16 protein-coding genes are annotated in these 18,715 nt (G+C 69.7%); 5 read left to right on the top strand and 11 right to left on the bottom strand.

Features of this window, described 5'->3' with window-relative positions; genetic code table 11:
• Positions 1–915 (bottom strand): D-alanyl-D-alanine carboxypeptidase (locus AB0B89_RS11165; protein WP_358551051.1); only part of this gene is annotated, 915 nt, incomplete at its 3' end.
• 103 nt (positions 916–1,018) lie between these two features.
• Here AB0B89_RS11165 and AB0B89_RS11160 point away from each other — a divergent pair.
• On the top strand, positions 1,019–1,546 hold the full coding sequence (locus tag AB0B89_RS11160) for an inorganic diphosphatase (protein ID WP_358551049.1): 528 nt from the start codon (positions 1,019–1,021) through the stop codon (positions 1,544–1,546).
• Between the two features lie 152 nt (positions 1,547–1,698).
• On the opposite strand, the gene AB0B89_RS11155 is transcribed toward AB0B89_RS11160, so the two are convergent.
• The 9 genes from AB0B89_RS11155 to AB0B89_RS11115 form a co-directional block, all read right to left on the bottom strand.
• Positions 1,699–2,349 (bottom strand): hypothetical protein, encoded by a 651-nt coding sequence (locus AB0B89_RS11155; protein ID WP_358551047.1) that lies wholly within the window; start codon positions 2,347–2,349, stop codon positions 1,699–1,701.
• Complete coding sequence (locus AB0B89_RS11150) at positions 2,333–3,901, bottom strand: hypothetical protein (RefSeq protein WP_358551045.1); 1,569 nt, start codon at positions 3,899–3,901, stop codon at positions 2,333–2,335. The genes AB0B89_RS11155 and AB0B89_RS11150 overlap by 17 nt, the downstream gene beginning before the upstream one ends.
• A gap of 403 nt (positions 3,902–4,304) precedes the next feature.
• Positions 4,305–5,405, bottom strand: a complete 1,101-nt coding sequence (locus AB0B89_RS11145; RefSeq protein ID WP_358551043.1) for an NAD(P)H-binding protein — start codon at positions 5,403–5,405, stop codon at positions 4,305–4,307.
• An 86-nt stretch (positions 5,406–5,491) separates the two neighbouring features.
• Entirely contained in the window at positions 5,492–6,265 is a 774-nt protein-coding gene (locus AB0B89_RS11140) for an FxLYD domain-containing protein (protein WP_358551041.1), read from the bottom strand.
• 151 nt (positions 6,266–6,416) lie between these two features.
• Complete coding sequence (locus AB0B89_RS11135; protein ID WP_358551039.1) at positions 6,417–8,027, bottom strand: ATP-binding cassette domain-containing protein; 1,611 nt, start codon at positions 8,025–8,027, stop codon at positions 6,417–6,419.
• A gap of 168 nt (positions 8,028–8,195) precedes the next feature.
• Positions 8,196–9,644: a multicopper oxidase family protein gene (locus AB0B89_RS11130; protein WP_358551037.1), complete on the bottom strand. Its 1,449-nt coding sequence runs from the start codon at positions 9,642–9,644 to the stop codon at positions 8,196–8,198.
• 932 nt (positions 9,645–10,576) lie between these two features.
• Entirely contained in the window at positions 10,577–11,746 is a 1,170-nt protein-coding gene (locus AB0B89_RS11125) for a zinc-dependent alcohol dehydrogenase (RefSeq protein WP_358551035.1), read from the bottom strand.
• 35 nt (positions 11,747–11,781) lie between these two features.
• Positions 11,782–12,702, bottom strand: a complete 921-nt coding sequence (locus AB0B89_RS11120; RefSeq protein WP_358551033.1) for an SRPBCC family protein — start codon at positions 12,700–12,702, stop codon at positions 11,782–11,784.
• Between the two features lie 311 nt (positions 12,703–13,013).
• Entirely contained in the window at positions 13,014–13,697 is a 684-nt protein-coding gene (locus tag AB0B89_RS11115; protein ID WP_358551031.1) for a TetR/AcrR family transcriptional regulator, read from the bottom strand.
• A 320-nt stretch (positions 13,698–14,017) separates the two neighbouring features.
• Between AB0B89_RS11115 and AB0B89_RS11110 the strand changes: the two genes are divergently transcribed.
• The 3 genes from AB0B89_RS11110 to AB0B89_RS11100 all read left to right on the top strand — a co-directional run bounded on the left by AB0B89_RS11110 (position 14,018) and on the right by AB0B89_RS11100 (position 17,442).
• Positions 14,018–15,397, top strand: coding sequence for a glycoside hydrolase family 6 protein (locus AB0B89_RS11110; RefSeq protein WP_358551029.1), 1,380 nt, complete (start codon positions 14,018–14,020; stop codon positions 15,395–15,397).
• Positions 15,398–15,565: 168 nt separating this feature from the next.
• Positions 15,566–16,465 (top strand): aminoglycoside phosphotransferase family protein, encoded by a 900-nt coding sequence (locus tag AB0B89_RS11105; protein ID WP_358551027.1) that lies wholly within the window; start codon positions 15,566–15,568, stop codon positions 16,463–16,465.
• A gap of 320 nt (positions 16,466–16,785) precedes the next feature.
• The gene (locus tag AB0B89_RS11100; RefSeq protein ID WP_358551025.1) at positions 16,786–17,442 is read left to right on the top strand and encodes a DUF2306 domain-containing protein; all 657 of its coding nucleotides are present in this window, start codon (positions 16,786–16,788) and stop codon (positions 17,440–17,442) included.
• A 146-nt stretch (positions 17,443–17,588) separates the two neighbouring features.
• Here AB0B89_RS11100 and AB0B89_RS11095 read toward each other — a convergent pair whose 3' ends face one another.
• Positions 17,589–18,158 (bottom strand): hypothetical protein, encoded by a 570-nt coding sequence (locus AB0B89_RS11095; protein ID WP_358551023.1) that lies wholly within the window; start codon positions 18,156–18,158, stop codon positions 17,589–17,591.
• Between the two features lie 190 nt (positions 18,159–18,348).
• Between AB0B89_RS11095 and AB0B89_RS11090 the strand changes: the two genes are divergently transcribed.
• Entirely contained in the window at positions 18,349–18,582 is a 234-nt protein-coding gene (locus AB0B89_RS11090; protein WP_358551021.1) for an RNA-binding S4 domain-containing protein, read from the top strand.
• Positions 18,583–18,715 lie beyond the last annotated feature (133 nt).

Raw genomic sequence — 18,715 nt, 5'->3', positions numbered from 1 at the left:
GGCGACGTCGTTGTCGCTCAAGGTCAGCATGTGCTCGACGAGCGCGTACACCGGCGGTGACTCGACTCTGGCGATCTCCGTGGCGGTCGCGGCCGTCTTGGCCCGCCTGATCGACTTGCCGACCTTGACGCCGTACCTGGCCAGCAGGGAGCCGAACGCCTCGGCCGCCGACCTCGGCGGGTCGGGGTGGCGGGCGGAGCCCCGGGGGTCCTGGCGGCCCTCGTCGATCATCAGAGCGGTCACGGGGGCGACGCTGCCCTCGGGCACGTAGCCCGGCTTCCAGCCCGGAGCGGTGCGCGGGCCCGAGAAGAGCGAGTCGTCGTAGCTGAGGCTGACCGAGGCGACGCCCGCGGCCTTGAGCGCCCTGGCCGTACGGGACGCGAGCGCCACGAGCGAGGCGGACCGAGGATAGTCGGAATCTTTACCGGCTTTTGGCCCGGTGAGCAGGGGATCGCCCCCGCCGACCAGCGTGATCGCGCCTGCCTTGGACTGGACGACGCGCGTGGCCACCCGGGTGTCGGGGCCCAGGGAGGTCAGCGCGGCGACGGCCGTCACGACCTTGGTCGTGGAGGCGGGCGTGACGCCGGTGTCGGCCTTGCTGCCGAAGAGCGTGGTGCCTCCTGCGATGTCGAGGACCACCGCGCCGACGTTGTCGCCCAGCGCGGAATCGCCGAGCGCGTGGGCGAGCCGCGCGGCCAAAGTACCCTTTCCCGGGGGAGATCCACCGGGAGGCGGCGCCAGCACCGGTCCCGCCGTCACGATGGCGACGGGAGCCCTGGTCGGCGGGGCGGCCTTGCCTGGCGGCTTGGCGGTCAGGCCGTCCAGCCCGCCCGCGAGTACGAACGCGCCCATGGCGCAGACGAACGCCTGAAGCAGGGCGAGGGTCGCCACCGCGACCAAGCGCTCGCGCCGCACCACCTCACCGACCTCTTTCCCGCATGCGTCATCCTGGATATACGCCTACGAGACATTAACGCCCGTCCGGGACTACCCGGGGGGCTTGAGCGGAGGAACCGCAGTGGAGTTCGACGTTGTCGTTGAGATCCCTAAGGGACAACGCAACAAGTACGAGGTTGATCACAAGACAGGCCGGATCCGGCTGGACCGCCTTCTTTTCACCTCCACGCAGTACCCCGCCGACTACGGCTTCATCGAGGACACCCTCGGTGAGGACGGCGACCCGCTCGACGCCCTCGTGCTCCTCCAGGAACCGACCTTCCCCGGCTGCCTGATCAGCTGCCGCGCGGTGGGGATGTTCCGGATGACCGACGAGAAGGGCGGAGACGACAAGGTCCTCTGCGTCCCCGCCACCGACCCTCGCATGGAGCACATCCGCGACATCCACCACGTGCCCGAGTTCGACCGGCTGGAGATCCAGCACTTCTTCGAGGTCTACAAGGACCTGGAGCCCGGCAAGTCCGTCGAGGGCGCCAACTGGGTCGGCCGGGTGGAGGCCGAGATCGAGATCCACCGCTCGATCAAGCGCCATCTCGATCACGTCGAGCCCGAAGAGGCCGAGGGACATCCGGTCAAGGGCCAGCACTGACCCTCGCCCGCGTCGTCCCCTTTCATGTGAACCGCCGTCGGCGACCGCCGGCGGCGGGCTCTTGAGAAGCCCGAAGTAAGCACCATGGCGCCACATAATCCACAGCTTCCCCATGGTCACATCGCGCACACGCCCTTTGTCACTTTCTGTAATCAGGCAAGGCGGAACAGGCGCGTTATCCACGGGCGCACGCCGGCGGGCGGGGGGACGGGACCCCGGGGGTAGGTGAAGACGGGCGCCTCACGGCCGTACGCCGCGCGCAGCTCGGCCGCCTTGCACCAGTCGGCGATCGTGCGGCTCGCCGCCCAGGCCGCTCCCAGCGCCGGGCGCGCCTCCGCGTGCCGTTCCCAGATGCGCATCAGCGTCACGGTCGCCTGGGCGGCGGTGTACCCGTCGTCGGGATAGGCGGTGCCGGCGAGATAAGGGGCCGTGACCTGGCCCGCGAACCGGGTGTCGAGCACCCAGGTCCAGTTGGAGACCACCAGGCCGAGCGCGACGTCGGGGATCCCGGCGGCGGCGGCGTACATGAGGTGCTGCCGGGGCCCGGTGAGGCGGCGCCCCGGCCACATCCAGGCGATGTCGCCGGGGACCTGGCCATCTGACAGCCAGGACAGCACGGCCAGGCCCCGCGCCGTCTGCAGGCGGCACAGCTCCAGCACGTCGCGCAGCATGCGCGGCCCCGGATCGAGCCACACCGGCCAGTCGGCGCGGTGAATGCGGGGCACGAGGCCGGTCAGCTCGGGCGCGATCGGGTGCGGGAACACCCTGCGGCCCAGATGCGCGTCGTCACGGACGCTGAACACCGGCCGCCGCGGCCTCGATGGGAGCCTCCTCCACGACCCTGTGCCCCGCGTGACGGTGAGAGAAGCTCGGCGCCGGGGTCGCGGACGGGGCGACGGTGGCGGGCGGCGCGACGGTGGCGGGCGGCGAGGTGGAGGAAGGGGACGGCGCGGGCCGGGTGGACGAAGGACAGGGAGTGGGGACGGGGTTGTGCTGGTGGCTGGGCGTCGGCGCCGGCCCGCCGCTCGGATGCTCCCTCGGCGGCGGGGGAGGCGTCGGCGGGGGCGTCATGGGAGGCGCGGGAACGGTGGGCACGGTTGGCACGATGGTCGGGGCCGCGGGCGGGGTTCCGGCCGGCCGCGAGGTGGGAGAGGACGAGGGCGCCGGCAGCCTCGGGACCGGCGTGGGTGCGGAGCCTGGTGGCTTCGGCAGCGGCGCCGTCGGGATGGCGGCCTTACCTCCGGGCCGCAGGACGGCGACGGGCGCCGCGGCCCCGGGAGAGTGTGCGGCGGCCCCGGGAGAGAGCAGGGGAAGGGCCGGCGCGCCGTCGGCGACGGGCGCCACGGTCTTGCCGGGGCCCGGGGCTTGGGCTCCGCCGGGCGGTGAGCCATGCGTGGGGAAGATGTACGCGCCGCGCGCGAGCGGGTCGTCGGCCTGGCGCAGCGCGCCGGCGAAGACTACGGCGGCGGCGATGATCGCGACCGCCGCCACAGCGCCCGCAAGAGCCTGAGGCCAGCGCCGAGGCCCTTTGGTCTCGTGAACGGGAAACCCGCCGGCATCGAGCAACCCCGTGCGACGTGCGACGAACCGCCGGTAAGGGACCAGCTCGGGGTCGATGAAACAGCTCATCACGCGCACGCGCAGGGTCTCGGGCAGCTCCGCCCGCGGGAGCAGGTCGAAGACCTTGGCCGCGGACACCTGGCGCTCGCGATGGGGGGCGCAGACGGCGCAGTCCTCGATGTGCCGGAGGAGCCGCTCGCGGGTCTCCTCGTCGAGGAAGCCGGAGAGCCCGTCGAGGATGCGCGCCCTTCCCTCGCAGTCGTGCGAGGAGTTCCGCGCGACGATCTCGGTGGTGACGAGGTCCTGCAGGCGCTCGCCGGCGGCCTGGCGGAGGTGGTCGGCCCGTTCGGCCGTGGTGCCGAGCACGGTGGCGAGCTCGTGCTCGGGGATGGCGTGGCGGGTGAGCAGGTCGAGGATCTCGCGCTCTTCGACGGACAGGGCCCCCACGGCGTTCACCGCCACCAGGCGGAGGTCGCCGTCCGGAGCCTCCGGCACCACCGGGGCGCCCGGCACGGTCTCCTCGCCGTCGCCCGGCGGGATGACCGAAAGCCTGCGGAAACACTCCCCTCTTGCCAGTGCGTAGAGCCAGACACGCAGCCGCTCGGGGTCGGCCAGCGCGTGGACGTGCGCCTCTGCCGCGATCAAGGTGTCGCGGAGCGCGACCTGCGCGCTGTCAGAGCTTTCGAGCACGGCACGGGCGTATCTGTAGATGCTCTCGGCATAGGTGTCGTAGAGGGCAGCGAGGGCACCAGGATCGCGGGCGCGGAGTGCCTCGACCAGGACGCTGTCATTCATATAACCGACAGTAAAGGCTTGGTAACTGCTCGCTCCACCGTTTCCCGGACAATGACAAGCGTTGTATTAATATCGTAATGAAAGCCAGCAAGATTGCTCGCGGTCGCCGGCATCTAATATGGCCATCAAATTCGACATATCACCATTAAGTGCGGGTAGCGAAGGAAGCGCAGGTCGGGGGCCTCGCGCCTATTCACCATGCCGCCAGGCCGATTCTCACACAGCCGCGCGTCTCTCGATATACACATTTCGCCTGACATGACCGGTCATGACGAGACAGGGGCGATGACAGGGGCGATGACAGGAGCTGGGGACGGCGCCGGCCGGTCACGCCGCCGAACTCAGCCCCGCCTCCACGCACCGCCGGTCACGCCGGGACCAGTCCCGCCTCCACGCAACACGGTCACGCCGCGACCAGCCCCGCCTCCACGCAGCCCTGCGTGAGGCCTTCGAGGCCGAAGGCCTCCACCGGCCCCACGGCTCCCGCGGACGCCACGCCGTCGGTGGCGGCGGTGACGGCCGCCCACGCCAGAGCGCGCGCGGTGAAGTCGTACGGGTCGCCACCGCGCAGTTCGACCGTGGAGAGCTTCCTGCCGCCCCTGTCGTAGGCCTCCGCGACGATCTGGGACGTGACCCCCTCGCCGCTCGGCACCGGCGAGTCGTCCCTCCCCGACTGGATCACCCGGTCGGCGACGGCCTCGGTGACCCGTTTGGCGCCGGGGATCGCCGCGATGAAGGGCGTCGCCCTCGACAGCACCCCGGCGGCCCTGGTCAGCCCGCCGAGCCAGCCCAGGTAGACATTGACCTCGCGCAGCCCCGAATACATACGGGGCAGGGCGAAATGCTCGGAGGCCCCCACGGAGAGCCCATGCCTGCGGCGGCCATTCACGATAAATGCCCGGGTACGCCCATGCTCGCGAAGAATGCGGCCATAACGGAAGCCGTACATCGGTTCGAGGAGCATTCCCAGGGCGGACGCCCGCGTCCCCGCGCTTGCCCGCCGGGCCATATTGCCCTGGATGAAATACCCGATATCCACGCGAACTGCTTCTGGGCCCGCCTTCCGAAGTGCCAGCGACGCCGCGAGGTTTCCCGGTACATAGTCATATCCGAAGGCCGTGAGCAACGTGGCGCCCGACGCGGCGGCGGCCGGGCCGTACCGCTGGAAGATGCGCCGGATGAACGTCGGCTCCCCGGTCGAGTCCAGGTAGACGCCGCCGGCCTCGATCGCGGCCTCGACGGCGGGCTCCCCCCAGCGGGCGAACGGCCCCACTGTGGAGATCAGCACGTTCCCGGGCTCGATGATCCGCCGTAGCGTCGCAGGACGGCTCACGTCCGCGACGGCGGTCCGCAGCTCCACCGGCAGTGAGGAGGCCAGCGCCTCCAGCCTCGCCTCGTCGCGTCCGGCCAGCAGAGGATGGACACCGCGGGCCAGGAGCGCCTCGACGGTGAGCCGACCGGTGAACCCGGTCGCACCGAACAGGACAATCCGGGGGGAAGTCATGTAAGTACCGTAACCCCCTGGTGATTTCAAGATCCATAGCGGGGCGGGCCGGTCGCCACCGGAAGTGGGAATCGTCAGCCCGGCGCTCACGGCCGGCGGTCGACCGGCATCGCCTGGGACCCGCGATCCCTCGCGAACGGAGGCGTCTTCGGTTTGTCCATGCTGGGCGGCACGGCGCCGCTCATGGCGAGCTCCTCGTACGGCCGGCCGCTCGATCCCCACGTGCGGGCGGTGATGTCCGTACGGGCCACCGGCCCCGCGCCGTTGAGGCTGTCCACGGTCAGCACGAACCGGCGGGGAGCCCCGGCGTGGACGTCGTCCACGTACGTGCTGGCGCCGCCGACGAGCTTTCCGTCCTTGTCCCTGAGCAGCGCGGTGACCACGAGGCTGGTCGCGGCCTTCGCGTAGGGGTTCCCGACCGCGCCGGTCACGAGGTAGGAGCCGTTTCCCAGCTTCTCGGTGTTGGGCGAGGAGACCGGGAACGGGACGAACGCCGACGGGATCCGCGCCGCCTCCCGCCACTGCGCCGGCTTGTAGGCCACCTTCACGTCGACCGGCTTGGCCGAGGCCATGGCCTGGCCGGTGAACTTGAGCGACCCGGCCGGGGGCACGGCGTCCAGCGGCTGCTCCATGCGGACGACCTCCCTGCCGGCCGCGTCCCGCCCGACCACGGTGGCGGCGACGTTCTCGCCGAAGTGCCACCGGTTCGGGTTGCTGATGACGCCCGCCCAGGTCACCACGTAGCCACCGGTGCCCTGGCTGACCGATGAGGTCTGTTCCTTGATGACGAGCGGTTTGAGCGACTGCTTGGGCCGTGCCTCGTCGCCGCCGCACCCGGCCAGGAGCGTCGTTGCCGCCACTACCCCGAGTCCGAGTACGAGTGCTGTCGTGTTTCGACTACGCTGGGTCACAAGGCCGTCATAGCCCGGTTCGTCATACGCGACTCCTCCGACACGCGCAGGCCGTACCAGGTCTTTAACGCCTCCACACCTCCTGCCGGTGTGTCCGCGGTCAGCGCTCGCGAACCACCCGGGCCTCGTCCCACACCGGCTCCGGCGCCTCGTACACCCGGCCGTCGGAGCCGAAGACCAGATAACGGTCGAAGTCCGCGGCGAACCACCGGTCGTGGGTGACCGCGAGCACCGTGCCCGCGAACTGGTCGAGCCCCTCCTGCAGCGCCTCCGCGCTGGCGAGGTCGAGGTTGTCGGTCGGCTCGTCCAGGAGCAGCAGCGTCGCCCCCGACAGCTCCAGCAGCAGGATCTGCAACCTGGCCTGCTGGCCGCCCGAGAGCGTCTCGAAGCGCTGCTCTGCGATGCTCCCCGCCAGCTCGTAGCGGGCCAGGGCCTTCATCGCCTCGTTCTTCAGCCGGGCGTGCTCGGACATGACGATCTCGCAGGGCGTCCGGCCCTGGAGCTCCGGCCGGCTGTGCGTCTGGGCGAAGTGCCCGGGAACGACCCGGGCCCCCAGCCGCGCCACCCCCGTGTGCCGGATCTCCTCGCCCGCGATGAGGCGGAGGAAGTGGGACTTCCCCGAGCCGTTGGACCCGAGCACCGCGATCCGCTCGCCGTACCAGACCTCCAGGTCGAACGGCCGCATGAGACCGGTCAGCTCAAGGCCCTCGCAGATCACCGCGCGCTTGCCCGTGCGGCCCCCGCGCAGCCGCATGCTGATGAGCTGATCCTTGGGCGCCTCCTCGGGCGGCCCGGCCTCCTCGAACCGCCTCAGGCGGGTCTGGGCCGCGTGGTAGGCCGAGGACATGCCGTCGTTGTACGTGGCCTTCTGCTTGAGCATGGTGACCAGGCGTTTGATCTTGGCGTGCTCCTCGTCCCAGCGGCGGCGCAGCTCGTCGAGGCGCTCGTTGCGCTCCCTGCGCGCCGCCGCGTAGGTGGTGAAGCCGCCGCCGTGGATCCACACGTTGCCCGACTCGACGGTGACGATGCGGTCGGCGGCGTTCGCCAGCAACTGCCGGTCGTGGGAGACGAGCAGAACGGTCTTGGAGGTCTCCCTGAGAGCCTGTTCGAGCCAGAGCTTGCCCGGCACGTCGAGGTAGTTGTCGGGCTCGTCGAGGAGCAGGGTCTGGTCGGGCCCGCGGAACAGAGCCTCCAGCACCAGCCGCTTCTGCTCACCGCCCGAGAGGGTGTTGACCTCGCGGTACTTCACGTTGTCGTAGGGGGCGCCGAGGGCGGCCATCGTGCAGGTGTCCCAGAGCACCTCGATGTCGTAGCCGCCGGCGTCGGTGTAGTCGGTGATCGCCTGGGCGTAGCGCATCTGGGTCTTCTCGTCCTCGCGCTCCATCATGGCGAGCTCGGACTCGTTGAGCTTGCTCGCCGCCACGCGCACCCGCTCGGGGGCGACCGACAGGAGCAGGTCCTGGACGGTGCGTCCGTCACGGATGCTGCCGATGAACTGGCGCATGATGCCGAGGCCCCCGGAGCTTGCGACGCTGCCCTCGACGGGCCGCGCATCGCCCGCGATCAGGCGCATCAGCGTGGTCTTGCCCGCTCCGTTGGGCCCGACCAGCGCCGCCTTGACGCCTTCCCCGATGCGGAAGGAGACCTCGTTCAGCAACGGGCGCCCATCCGGCAGTACGTACGTCAGACGGCCGACCTCTACATGCGCCACGACAGATTCCTCCCCAGCCTTCTCGCGGAGGGTATCCAGCGCGGGCGGTTCCACGCATCTCGATATCGGCGGGCGCGGGCGTTCCGGTTCCCGGATGAGGGCGGTGCCTGCGGCCGGCGCACGCGCTCGGGCCCCTGATCCGTCCGCCAGGGGCCCTCGCCCGCGCGTCTACGGGATGATCTCCATCTGGCCCATCATCCCGATCGATGAGTGCTCCAGGAAGTGGCAGTGGTACATGTACTTCCCGAGGAAGTCGCGGAACGTGGCCTGGATCTTCACCGACCCGCCCGGCGGGACGAGCACGGTGTCCTTGAGGCCCGCGTCCTGCGGCAGCGGCGCGCCGCCGTTGCGCTGCAGCACCCTGAACTGCTCAAGGTGCAGGTGGAACGTGTGGTCGAGGGGGAAGGTCTCGGCGTTGATGATGTTCCAGATCTCGGTGCTGCCCCGCTTGATCTGGAAGTCGACCCGGTTCGGGTCGAACGCCTTGCCGTTGATCATGCCGACGGGGTCGGTGCCCGACAGGTCGAAGCTCATGGCCACGTCCCGGACGACCGTCGCGGCCGGAAGGGCGGGAAGCGCGCGGAGCACAGAGGGGACGCGGCTGCTGTCCGAGGCCTGCCGCACCACGTCGAACCTCAGCACGGGGTCGCTGCCGTTGGAGAGCACCAGCTTGGTGCCGACCGGGTAGCGGGAGAAGTCGACGACGACCTCCACTCGCTCGGCCGAGGCGAGCGCCAGCTCGGTCACCTGTACGGGCGCGGGGAGCAGCCCGCCGTCGGTGGCGATCTTCGTCATCGTCTGGCCGCCGAGGTTCAGCTGGAAGACGTGCTCGTTGGAGGCGTTGAGCAACCGGAACCGGTACTTGCGCGCCGCGACCGGGAAGAACGGCTGCACCTTCCCGTTGGCGAGGATCGTGGTGCGGTTGGCCGGGTCGGCGAAGACCAGCGCGCCGCTGGCGTCGAACTCCGCGTCGCGGAGCAGGATCGGCACGTCGTACGCCCCGGAGGGCAGGCCGAGGTACTTCTCGCTGTCGTCCTCGATCACGTACATGCCATGCAGGCCCCGGTAGACGTGCTCGGCCTCCATGTGGTGGGCGTGGTCGTGGTACCACAGCGTCGCGCCCTGCTGCGTGTTCGGGTAGTCGTACACGCGCGCCTGGCCGGGCTGGATGACGTCCATCGGGTGACCGTCGCTGACCGCGGGCACGTGGCCGCCGTGCAGGTGGACGTTCGCCGGCATGTCGATCTGGTTCTGGAACATGACCTTCACCCGGCGCCCGGTCTTGGCCCGGATGGTGGGGCCGACGAGCTGGCCGCCGTACGTGAGCACGGGGGTCTGGACGCCGGGCAGGATCTGGGCGTTGGCCGCCTGGATGGGAATCCTGTAGATGTCCACGCCGGCCGACTGCGTCGGCTGGAGCACCGTCGAGACGGGCATCTGAGTCGTGAACGGTGCGAGGGCCGGCCGTACGGTGCGGGCGGTCCGGTTGCCCAGGAGATATTCCTTGCTCAGGGGCTCGTCGCCCTTCGCGCCGGCCGGAGCCGACTTCGTGAACGGCAGCAGCATCGCTCCGCCGGCGGCGGCACCGAGCGCCAGTAATCGTCGTCGGTTCAGCATCAGTACCCCAATCAGTGCACAGCCGGGGCGAGGTCCCCCGCGACCCGCGACGCACCCCCGGGCGAGATGTTCGCCAACAGAAACCTCGCACCCGCGTCTCATGCGCGTCTTCTTCCAGATTGCTCACCTTTCATTTCAAAGGACGCGATTCGGTGGCAACCCCTAGATTCGGGCGAGGACCTGTCAACCCCTACCCCGACGCGATTCGCTATCGGCGACGTCCGGCATTAAACGCGCGCTGTTGACATCGATCGAACGGGGCTGGTACCTCTATTGCGATAACCTCGAAGGCAGAAATGTTCTATTCGCTCGAAGTGACGCGGTGCGGGCCGTGACGGCTCAGGCGAGCCGGTCGATCTCATGTCCGCCGCATTCATCTGCTCCCCCGGCCTGGCAGACCTCTTTGTGAGAAACGGCCCTGGCGGCGTGCCGACCGATTCGGCGGACGGCGCGAATTCATCATCCGAGGGTCGCGTATATAGCCGACGGCGCCTACTCGATGGGCGGGGCGGGGAACCTTCCCGAGCTTCTTGTGCTGCAGGACAAATACGGGCTCTTCCTGTGGTTCGACGACCCGCACGCCATTTCCGTCTGGGGGACAAGGGTGAGGGGTACGTCAAGCCGCATATCGGCGAGCTCAATCCTCAATCCGCTGACCCTGGTGACCGGTTCTCTGGAGAAAGGCTTCGGATGCGCCGGCGGCATCGTCATGCTGGGCCGTAAGGACGGCTCGTCCCACGGGACGCGGTGGCCGGCCGCGAGGCAACCTCGCGGCCGACCTTGCCGGCGCCATACTGATCACCCGCAGGGGTCCGAGGATCCCGCTGGTGCTGGGCGGGTCGCTCGGCGCCGCGGCGATGGCCCTCCTGGTCGGGGCCGTCGATCGTGGACGTGCCGCCGCGCGTCCGTACCGGCGATCCGGGCCCAGCCCGCTACGGCTTGAGGACGATCTTGTTGCAGCCGTCCTCCTTGTGCTTGAACATCTCGTATCCGCGCGGGGCGTCCTCCAGCCGCATCTCATGGGTGATGACGAAGCTGGGGTCGATGTCCCCGGCGCGGATCCTCCCGAGCAGAGGTTCCATGTACCGCTGGACGTGGCACTGGCCGGTCCTCATCGTCAGGGACCGGTTCATGAACGAGCCCATCGGGAACTTGTCCACCAGACCGGCGTAGACGCCGATCACCGAGACGATCCCGCCGTTGCGGCAGGACAGGATGGCCTCGCGCAGCGCGTACGGGCGGTCGGTCTCCATCCGCGTCGCCTGCTTGGCCCGGTCGTAGGCGTGCACGGCGGCGATGGGGTTGTGAGCCTCCATGCCCACCGCGTCGATGCACGCGTCCGGGCCCCTGCCGGCGGTCATGTCGCGCAGCGCGTCCGGGATGTCGACCTCCTCGTAGTCGAGCGTCTCCGCACCCGCGCTCGCGGCGATCTGGAGGCGGTAAGGGAAGCGGTCGACGCAGATGACCCGCTCGGCGCCCATCAGGAAGGCGCTGGCGATGGCGAACTGGCCGACAGGGCCGCCTCCCCAGACCGCGATGACGTCGCCGGGCTTGATGTCGCACATCTCCGCGCCCATCCAGCCGGTCGGGAAGATGTCGGACAGGAACAGCACCTGCTCGTCCGGCAGGTCGTCCTCGATCTTGATCGGCCCCACGTCGGCGAACGGCACGCGCGCGTACTGCGCCTGGCCTCCCGGGAAGCCTCCCAGCATGTGCGAGTAGCCGAAGACGCCCGCGGGAGCGTGGCCCATGAGCTTCTCGGCCAGGCCCGCGTTGGGATTGCTGTTCTCGCAGACCGAGTACATGCCGTGCTCGCAGGCGAGGCAGTTTCCGCAGGCGATCGGGAAGGGGACCACCACCCGGTCGCCGACCCGCAGGTTCGGCACATCCGGGCCCACTTCCACGACCTCCCCCATGAACTCGTGGCCGAGGATGTCGCCCCTCTCCATGGTCGGGATGAAGCCGTCGTACAGATGCAGGTCGGAGCCGCAGATCGCGGCCGAGGTGATGCGGACGATGGCGTCTCGGGAGTTCAGAATCCTGGGGTCGGGGACCTCCCGGACCTCGACGGTGTTCCGGCCCATCCAGCAGTTGGCCTTCATGGGATCCTCCTCACGTCGCGGGCTGCGGGACGGTCTCACCGCACGGGCTGGGCGGGACGCTGCACGGCCTGCCGCAGCGCTCGGACGCCCTCCGGGCTTCCCTCGGAACGGACCACCTCGCCGGTCTCCATGACCTGCTTGAACCGGCGCAGGTCGTCGCGTACCTGCTGCTCGGGGTGCTCGCCGAGCAGCCTGGCGAAGGCGAGCCCGACCTTGCCGCCCGGCGGGTCGTACTCGATCTCCACCCGCACCTCCGTGCCGCGCCCGCCGGGCGCGTCGGTGAAGCTCACGGCGCCCCTGTTACGGACGGTGGCGCTCTCCGTGGACCTCCAGGCGATCAGCTCTCCCGGACGGTCGTCGACGATCTCGGCGTCCCACTCGATGCGCTTCCTCGCGGGCCCCATCGCCTTCCAGTGCGAGTAGCCGCCCCCGATCGCCTCCACCGACTCCAGATGCGCCATGAAGCGCGGAAGGTTCTCGAAGTCGTGCCAGAACTCGTACACCTCCTGGCGGGGACGGTTGACCGTGATGGCCGCGTGCAGTTCCCTCACGCCCGCCGGCTCGGTGCTCGGCCCGCGCCGGTTCGCCCGCATGGCCGTGTACAGGTCGACGGCCGTGAGTCCCGCGACCGCCACCATGACGGCCGTGACGCGACGGCGCCTCCAGTCCTCGCGTACGGCGATGGCGCGGCCGAGGACCGCCAGGTCCATGGCGTCGCCCGCCACCCGGGTCCACACCCAGGGGGCGGGTCTCCGGCCGCCCAGCAGGACCATCGCGTGGAACAGCTCGCGGACGCCGACCACCCGCACGATGCCCCGGGCCTGGGGCGAGTCGTCCAGCCCGCCGAGGCGGGTGATGGGACCGGGCGCGGCGAGCTGCGCCGCCCCGAGGCCGAGGCTCGCCCAGCCGAGTGTTCCGGCGAGACGGTCGGTCTTGCGCTCGTACTCTTCGCTCATGTGAACCCCACATGTGCTTTTCGATCTCGGTCCACCGGCGGCTCGACCGGTGATCGGGGCCGATTCGCCGCCTGCGGCGCGGCCTGACGATCACTTACCGCCGGCGGTGAAACTTGTCGTGTTCCAGGGCCCGTACCCCCTCCGACTTGCGACGACACAAATCCCCATAATCATGGACAAACCGCCATTTTTATGGATGGGTTATGACATTTCGCTTTGAGTACGTTGCCAAGGCCATGGCGTCCATCCGCTACCCTCATCCGAGTTGATCTGCTCTCAGGGGCGCGATGTCACCTGAGACGCGGCGGCGGTCACACGGTGAAGGGGCGGATCACGGCGTCGGCCTCCGCGTCGTACTGCGGGGCGGGGTCGAGGCCCATGGAGGCGAAGTTGCCCTCGATCTCCAGGGTGACCCAGCCGTGCAGGCGAGCCCAGAGGGTCGTCGCCTGAAGCGCGGCGGTCGCGGTGACCCCCGCCAGGCCGCGGCGTTCGGCCCACTGTTCGAGCTGGGGCCCCAAAGGGCCCGGCACGGGGTGAGGAGCCGTGCGGGTGAGGTCGGACATGACGCCGGCGGCGACGTTCATCGCGAGCTGCGACGCGTGGACGAGCTGCTCGGACTGCGCGTCGTAGCCGGGCAGGGGCGCCCGGAACAGCAACCGGTAGCGGTGAGGCTCGGCCACAGCCCAGGCGCGGTAGGCGTGCACGAGGGCCACGAGGCGGGCGGCCGGGTCCTCGCGCGAGGCGGTCGCGGCCTCCAGCGCGGCGGCGAGATCGCGGTACGCGTCGATGACCAGGTCGGTGAGCAGGCTGTCCCGGTTGGCGAAGTACCGGTACAGGGCGGGCCCGGACACGCCGAGCTCCTTGGCGATGGCGTTCAGCGACAGGGCCTGCGGGCCGCTCTCGGCCAGCTGACGCAGCGCGAGGCGTTTGACGTCGTCACGGACCTGCGCCCGGAACCGGCCACGCAGCCCCGCGCCGTCCGGGTGTTCGCCCACCGGGTTCCTCCCTGGCTTTCGACGTGTTCGACAGAGGTGAGTGTATGGTCTAGCGAATCGATGAGGCTGTAACTCCTCGCCCGAGGATCGGCGATGAGTACCGGCCCCGTCACCGACCGTCGAAGACCCGCGTCACAATGGGCCCCGGCGTGCCGTGATGAAAGTTTCACCTGGCACATGAGGCGTCGACATGCCCTGCCTGCGGCTATTAAGTTGAGAGCCCGGCCTTAATAATCAAGCCCTTCTGGGGACCGTTGGCGGCTACCTACGATCCGGGAAATTGGTGGGAGCGCTCCCACCGTACCGGACGGGAGTAATTCATGGCTCGCAGAAGGCCCTTGATGGCGGCCGTCGCCGCCTTGGCCGCCACGGCCGCGACGGGGGCGGCCGTCTTCACCTCGTCCGCCGCCCAGGCCGCCGACTCCGCTTTCTACGTGGATCCGCAGACCAACGCGGCCAAATGGGTGGCGGCCAACCCCGGCGACAGCCGTACCGCGGTGATCAGGGACAGGATCGCCGCCGTCCCCCAGGGCCGGTGGTTCGCCAGCTACAACCCCACCACCGTGCGCGGCCAGGTCGACACGTACGTCGGCGCGGCGGCGGCAGCGGGCAAGATCCCGATCATGGTCGTGTACGACATGCCGAACCGTGACTGCGGCGGCGCGAGCGCGGGTGGGGCGCCCGACCACACGGCGTACCGCGCCTGGATCGACGAGATCGCGGCCGGCCTCGGCGGACGCCCGGCGACGATCATCCTGGAGCCAGACGCTCTGGCGATCATGACGAACTGCATGGACTCCACCCAGCAGGCCAGCGTGAAGGCCTCCATGGCCTATGCCGGCAAGAAGTTCAGGGGGACGTCCTCCCAGGTCAAGGTCTACTTCGACATCGGCCACGACGCGTGGCTCTCCCCCTCGGAGGCCGCGTCCCGGCTGAACGGCGCGGACGTCGCCAACAGCGCCGACGGCATCGCCCTGAACACCTCGAACTACCGGGCCACCCCGGGCCTGGTGTCGTACGCGAAGAGCATCATCTCCTCGACCGGCGTCTCCAGGCTGCACGCGGTGATCGACACCAGCCGTAACGGCAACGGCCCGTCCGGCAGCGAGTGGTGCGACCCGGCCGGCCGCGCCACGGGCACCTGGAGCACGACCAACACCGGTGACGCCGCGGTCGACGCGTTCCTCTGGGTGAAGCCTCCGGGCGAGTCGGACGGCTGCATCGGCCCCGCGGGACAGTTCGTGCCGCAGCGGGCGTACGACCTGGCCGTCGCCGCGCCCCCGCCCACCGGCAACCCGACCCCCACCCCGACCCGGACCCCCACGCCGACCCCGACTCCCACGCCTACTCCGACCCGGACTCCGACTCCCACGCCCACCCCGACGTTCACGGGCAACGTCGGCTGTACCGCCACCTACAAGGTCACCAGCCAGTGGCAGGGCGGTTTCCAGGCCGAGGTCACGGTGAAGAACGCCGGCACGGCCTCGATCAGCGGCTGGAAGGTCCAGTGGACGCTCTCCAGCGGACAGACGATCTCGCAGCTGTGGAACGGCAACCTTTCGAGCAGCGGCAGCAGCGTCTCGGTCACGAACCTGAACTGGAACGGCAGCGTCCCGGTCAACGGAACCACCACATTCGGCTTCCTCGGCAACGGATCCGGTAACGCCACCCCGTCCCCCCTCGTCTGCACGGCCTCCTAGAGCAGACCCGTCCCCGAGCCCCCGCGCGCCACGCGGAGGCTCGGGGACGGCCGTGAAAGCCCAAGCTCATCGCGGACCTCGAAGACACGGCCGATCTCCCCAGGAACACCGCCGCCGGCGTCGAAACCCGGTTGCCGCGGTAGGCCTCGTCCGCGATGATGCGGGCGCATGGGCGCAACGAAGATGCATGCCGATGAGATCGAAACCGATGTCGGACTGGTACGTCGCCTACTCGCGGGCCAGTTCCCGCACTGGGCCGATCTGCCGGTCGAGCCGGTCGCGTCGTATGGCACCGATCACGACATCTATCGGCTCGGTGACCACCTGGTCGCTCGGCTGCCGCGCATCGGATGGGCCACCGCGCAAGCGGCGAAGGAGGCGGAGTGGCTGCCGAAGCTCGCTCCGCACCTGCCACTCGCCGTTCCGGTGCAGCTCGCGATGGGGCATCCGGCCGAGGGCTACCCTTTCGGCTGGTCGGTGTACGAGTGGTTGCCGGGCGAGAACGCCAACGGCACGATCGACGACCTCGATCAGGCGGCCGTCGACCTGGCCGCGTTCGTGACCGCGTTGCGCCAGGTCGACACGGCCGGTGCGCAGCCGCGGGCTCCTGGCGCCCGAGGCGGGCCGCTCGTGGAGGCCGACGAGCATGTCCGCCGGTCGATCGCCCAGCTCGGCGACCGCGTCGACGGCGCGGCCGCGCTCCGTTCGTGGCAGGAGTCCCTGGACGCCCCGGCATGGGACGGGCCGGACGTCTGGGTGCATGGCGACCTGCTGCCGGGCAACCTGCTCGTCGTGGACGGCCGGCTGTCGGCGGTGATCGACTTCGGCGGCCTCAACACGGGGGACCCCGCGTGTGACCTGCAACCCGCGTGGAACGTCTTCGCAGGTCACAGCCGCGAGCGGTTCCGAGCGGAGTTGGCGGTCGACGACGCGTCATGGCTGCGTGGCCGAGGCTGGGCGCTCGCCCAGGCTGTGGCCGCCATGCCCTACTACTGGGACACCAATCCCGGGATGATCCGCCAGGCCTCCCACGCGCTGGCGCAGGTCCTCGCCGACGGCGCTCCCTGATCTGCACAGCGGCCGTCGTCCTCAGGTGACCGACAGGCTGTAGCCACCGCCCGCCCGGCGTTGATCCGCTGCCGACGCCGAATCACCAATGTAAAAGCCCCGAACGGAAGGGTTATCAGCCGAAAGTACGCCTGATTTCCGGACGATCGGTTGGCTCAGGTCAGGCCCTTCTGTCGATGTAAGGCCACCCCCTCGCTCGCGAGGATCGGGTCATGACCGATGAGAGTATGACGGTGTCGCCCCGAAGGAGCCGCCCCGCGGGTGACCGGAACAGAGCACGGACTCACGCCGCAGCTTCCTCCGGTCGGGCAGGGTGGCTTGTGCCCGCCGGGCTGGTGGTGCTCAGCGTCATTCCGGCGATCGCGGGCGTCGTCCGGCTGGGCCAGCTGAGTGGTGGTGCGGCGATCACGCCCGACAACGCACGGTTCTTCATGGAGCCCCTGCCCGTGCTGGTGCACATTCCGAGCACCCTCCTGTTCAGCCTTCTGGGGGCCTTCCAGTTCGCGGCCGGGTTCCGCCGCCGGAGGCCCGGCTGGCACCGCGCCGCCGGGCGGCTGCTGGTCCTGTGCGGACTCGCCACAGCTGCTTCGGGTCTGTGGATGACACTGTTCTATCCTCGCCCCGTGGGCGATGGCGATCTTCTCGCCGGTTTCCGGCTCGTGTTCGGCACGGGCATGCTTCTGTGCATCGTTCTCGGCTTCGCCGCGGTGCGGCGGCGGGATTTCGTCCGGCACCGGGCCTGGATGATGCGCGGCTACGCGATCGGCTTGGGCGCGGGCACGCAGGCGCTGACCCAGTTGCCGTGGATCCTGATCGCCGGCATGCCGGGAGAGCTTCCGCGAGCGCTGCTCTCTGGCGCCGCGTGGATCATCAACCTGGCCGTCGCCGAATGGTTCATCGGCAGGCGGCCGGGCGGTCGAACCCGCACCTCCGCCTCCCCGGCCGTCGACAGCCGGCCCGTACACGGAAAGGTGTAGCCAGGCTCGTCCCCGCTGACGACGACAGCGGGGCGGGAATTGGCCGCTCGGCTACACCCTGTTCCCAAGAAGTCCCAGGTCCGGTGACCATGGAAGCCAGGTGTTCCTGTCCTGGTCAGGTGCGTGGGCCCGGCTTTCGCTGGTGCCTACCGGAACGGCAGCTCGGCGTGAACGCGCCACCCACCCTGGTACGGCCCGGCCGTCACCGACCCGCCGACCTTGCTCGCGCGACGCCGCATCGTGGTGAGCCCCTCGTGCTGGCTCCGGGGCAGGGGCGTCTTCCCTCTCATCCCGTTGTCGACGGTCAGCGTGACCCGGTCGGGCTGGTAACACAGGACCACCGTCGCGTTCGGCGTTCCGTGTTTCAGCGTGTTGGTCAGGGCCTCCTGGATGATCCGCATACCAGCGAGGTCCACGGGGTCGGGGAGCTCCCGGGGCGTTCCCGCGAGGTGGAGACGTATCGTCAGGCCGCCCTGGCGTGACGATTGCACCAGATCGGCCAGGGTCGGGCGTGGATAGTCGTACTGCGTACGGAGCAGCAGCCGGGTGAAGTCCGTGACGTGCTGGGAGTGGGCGTGGGCGGCCACCGCCCGGTTACGCCGCCTGCGCAGGAGCGCCGCCAGGACCACCACGGCTCCGAGGCAGGTCAGCGCGATCGCCACGACGACCTGCGTCGAGGAACCGCCCATCGCGTACAACCCTGGCTGCTGAATCATGCCTTCAATCCGCAGGTCCGAGGGCCACGTCGCGTGACCCGGCTGGTTCATTGCCGCCGAGCGCCCCCGCCACGCCCGGAACCGGGAAAGTTTGCAGAGCATTTGTCCGGTAGTGATGCCTTTCGCCCATCAATCCCATTCGCACCGCCGCCAGCTCTCCGGCCGCCGCGGGTCTGCCTATGCTGTGGGCGTGGATGAGAACTTCCTGGAGGACACCTTCCAGTTGCGCACTGACTACATACCTCTGTGCGACCTGCTGAAGTACTGCTCCGTCACAGAGAGCGGCGGCGAGGCCAAGCACTTCATCGCCGAGGGCAACGTCATGGTCGACGGCGACGTCGAACTGCGCAAGACCTGCAAGATCAGAGCCGGCCAGGTCGTCAGCGGCATCGACTTCGAGATCCGCGTGGTGGCCGCCCCCTGACAAAGGCACCGAAGCCCAGACGCGCGGGGTGTCGCTCCCTCCCGGTGCTCGTGTCGCTGGGACACCCGATGACTTCCCACCCGGCATCGCGAGCGCCCACCCCCCCGCAGCGGGACCATCGCCCTCATGCGCC

Source organism: Sphaerisporangium sp. NPDC049002, assembly GCF_040649355.1.
Lineage (GTDB): Bacteria > Actinomycetota > Actinomycetes > Streptosporangiales > Streptosporangiaceae > Sphaerisporangium.
The sequence above is the reverse complement of the archived record's forward strand: the minus strand, read 5'-3'. Positions and strand labels throughout refer to the sequence as shown.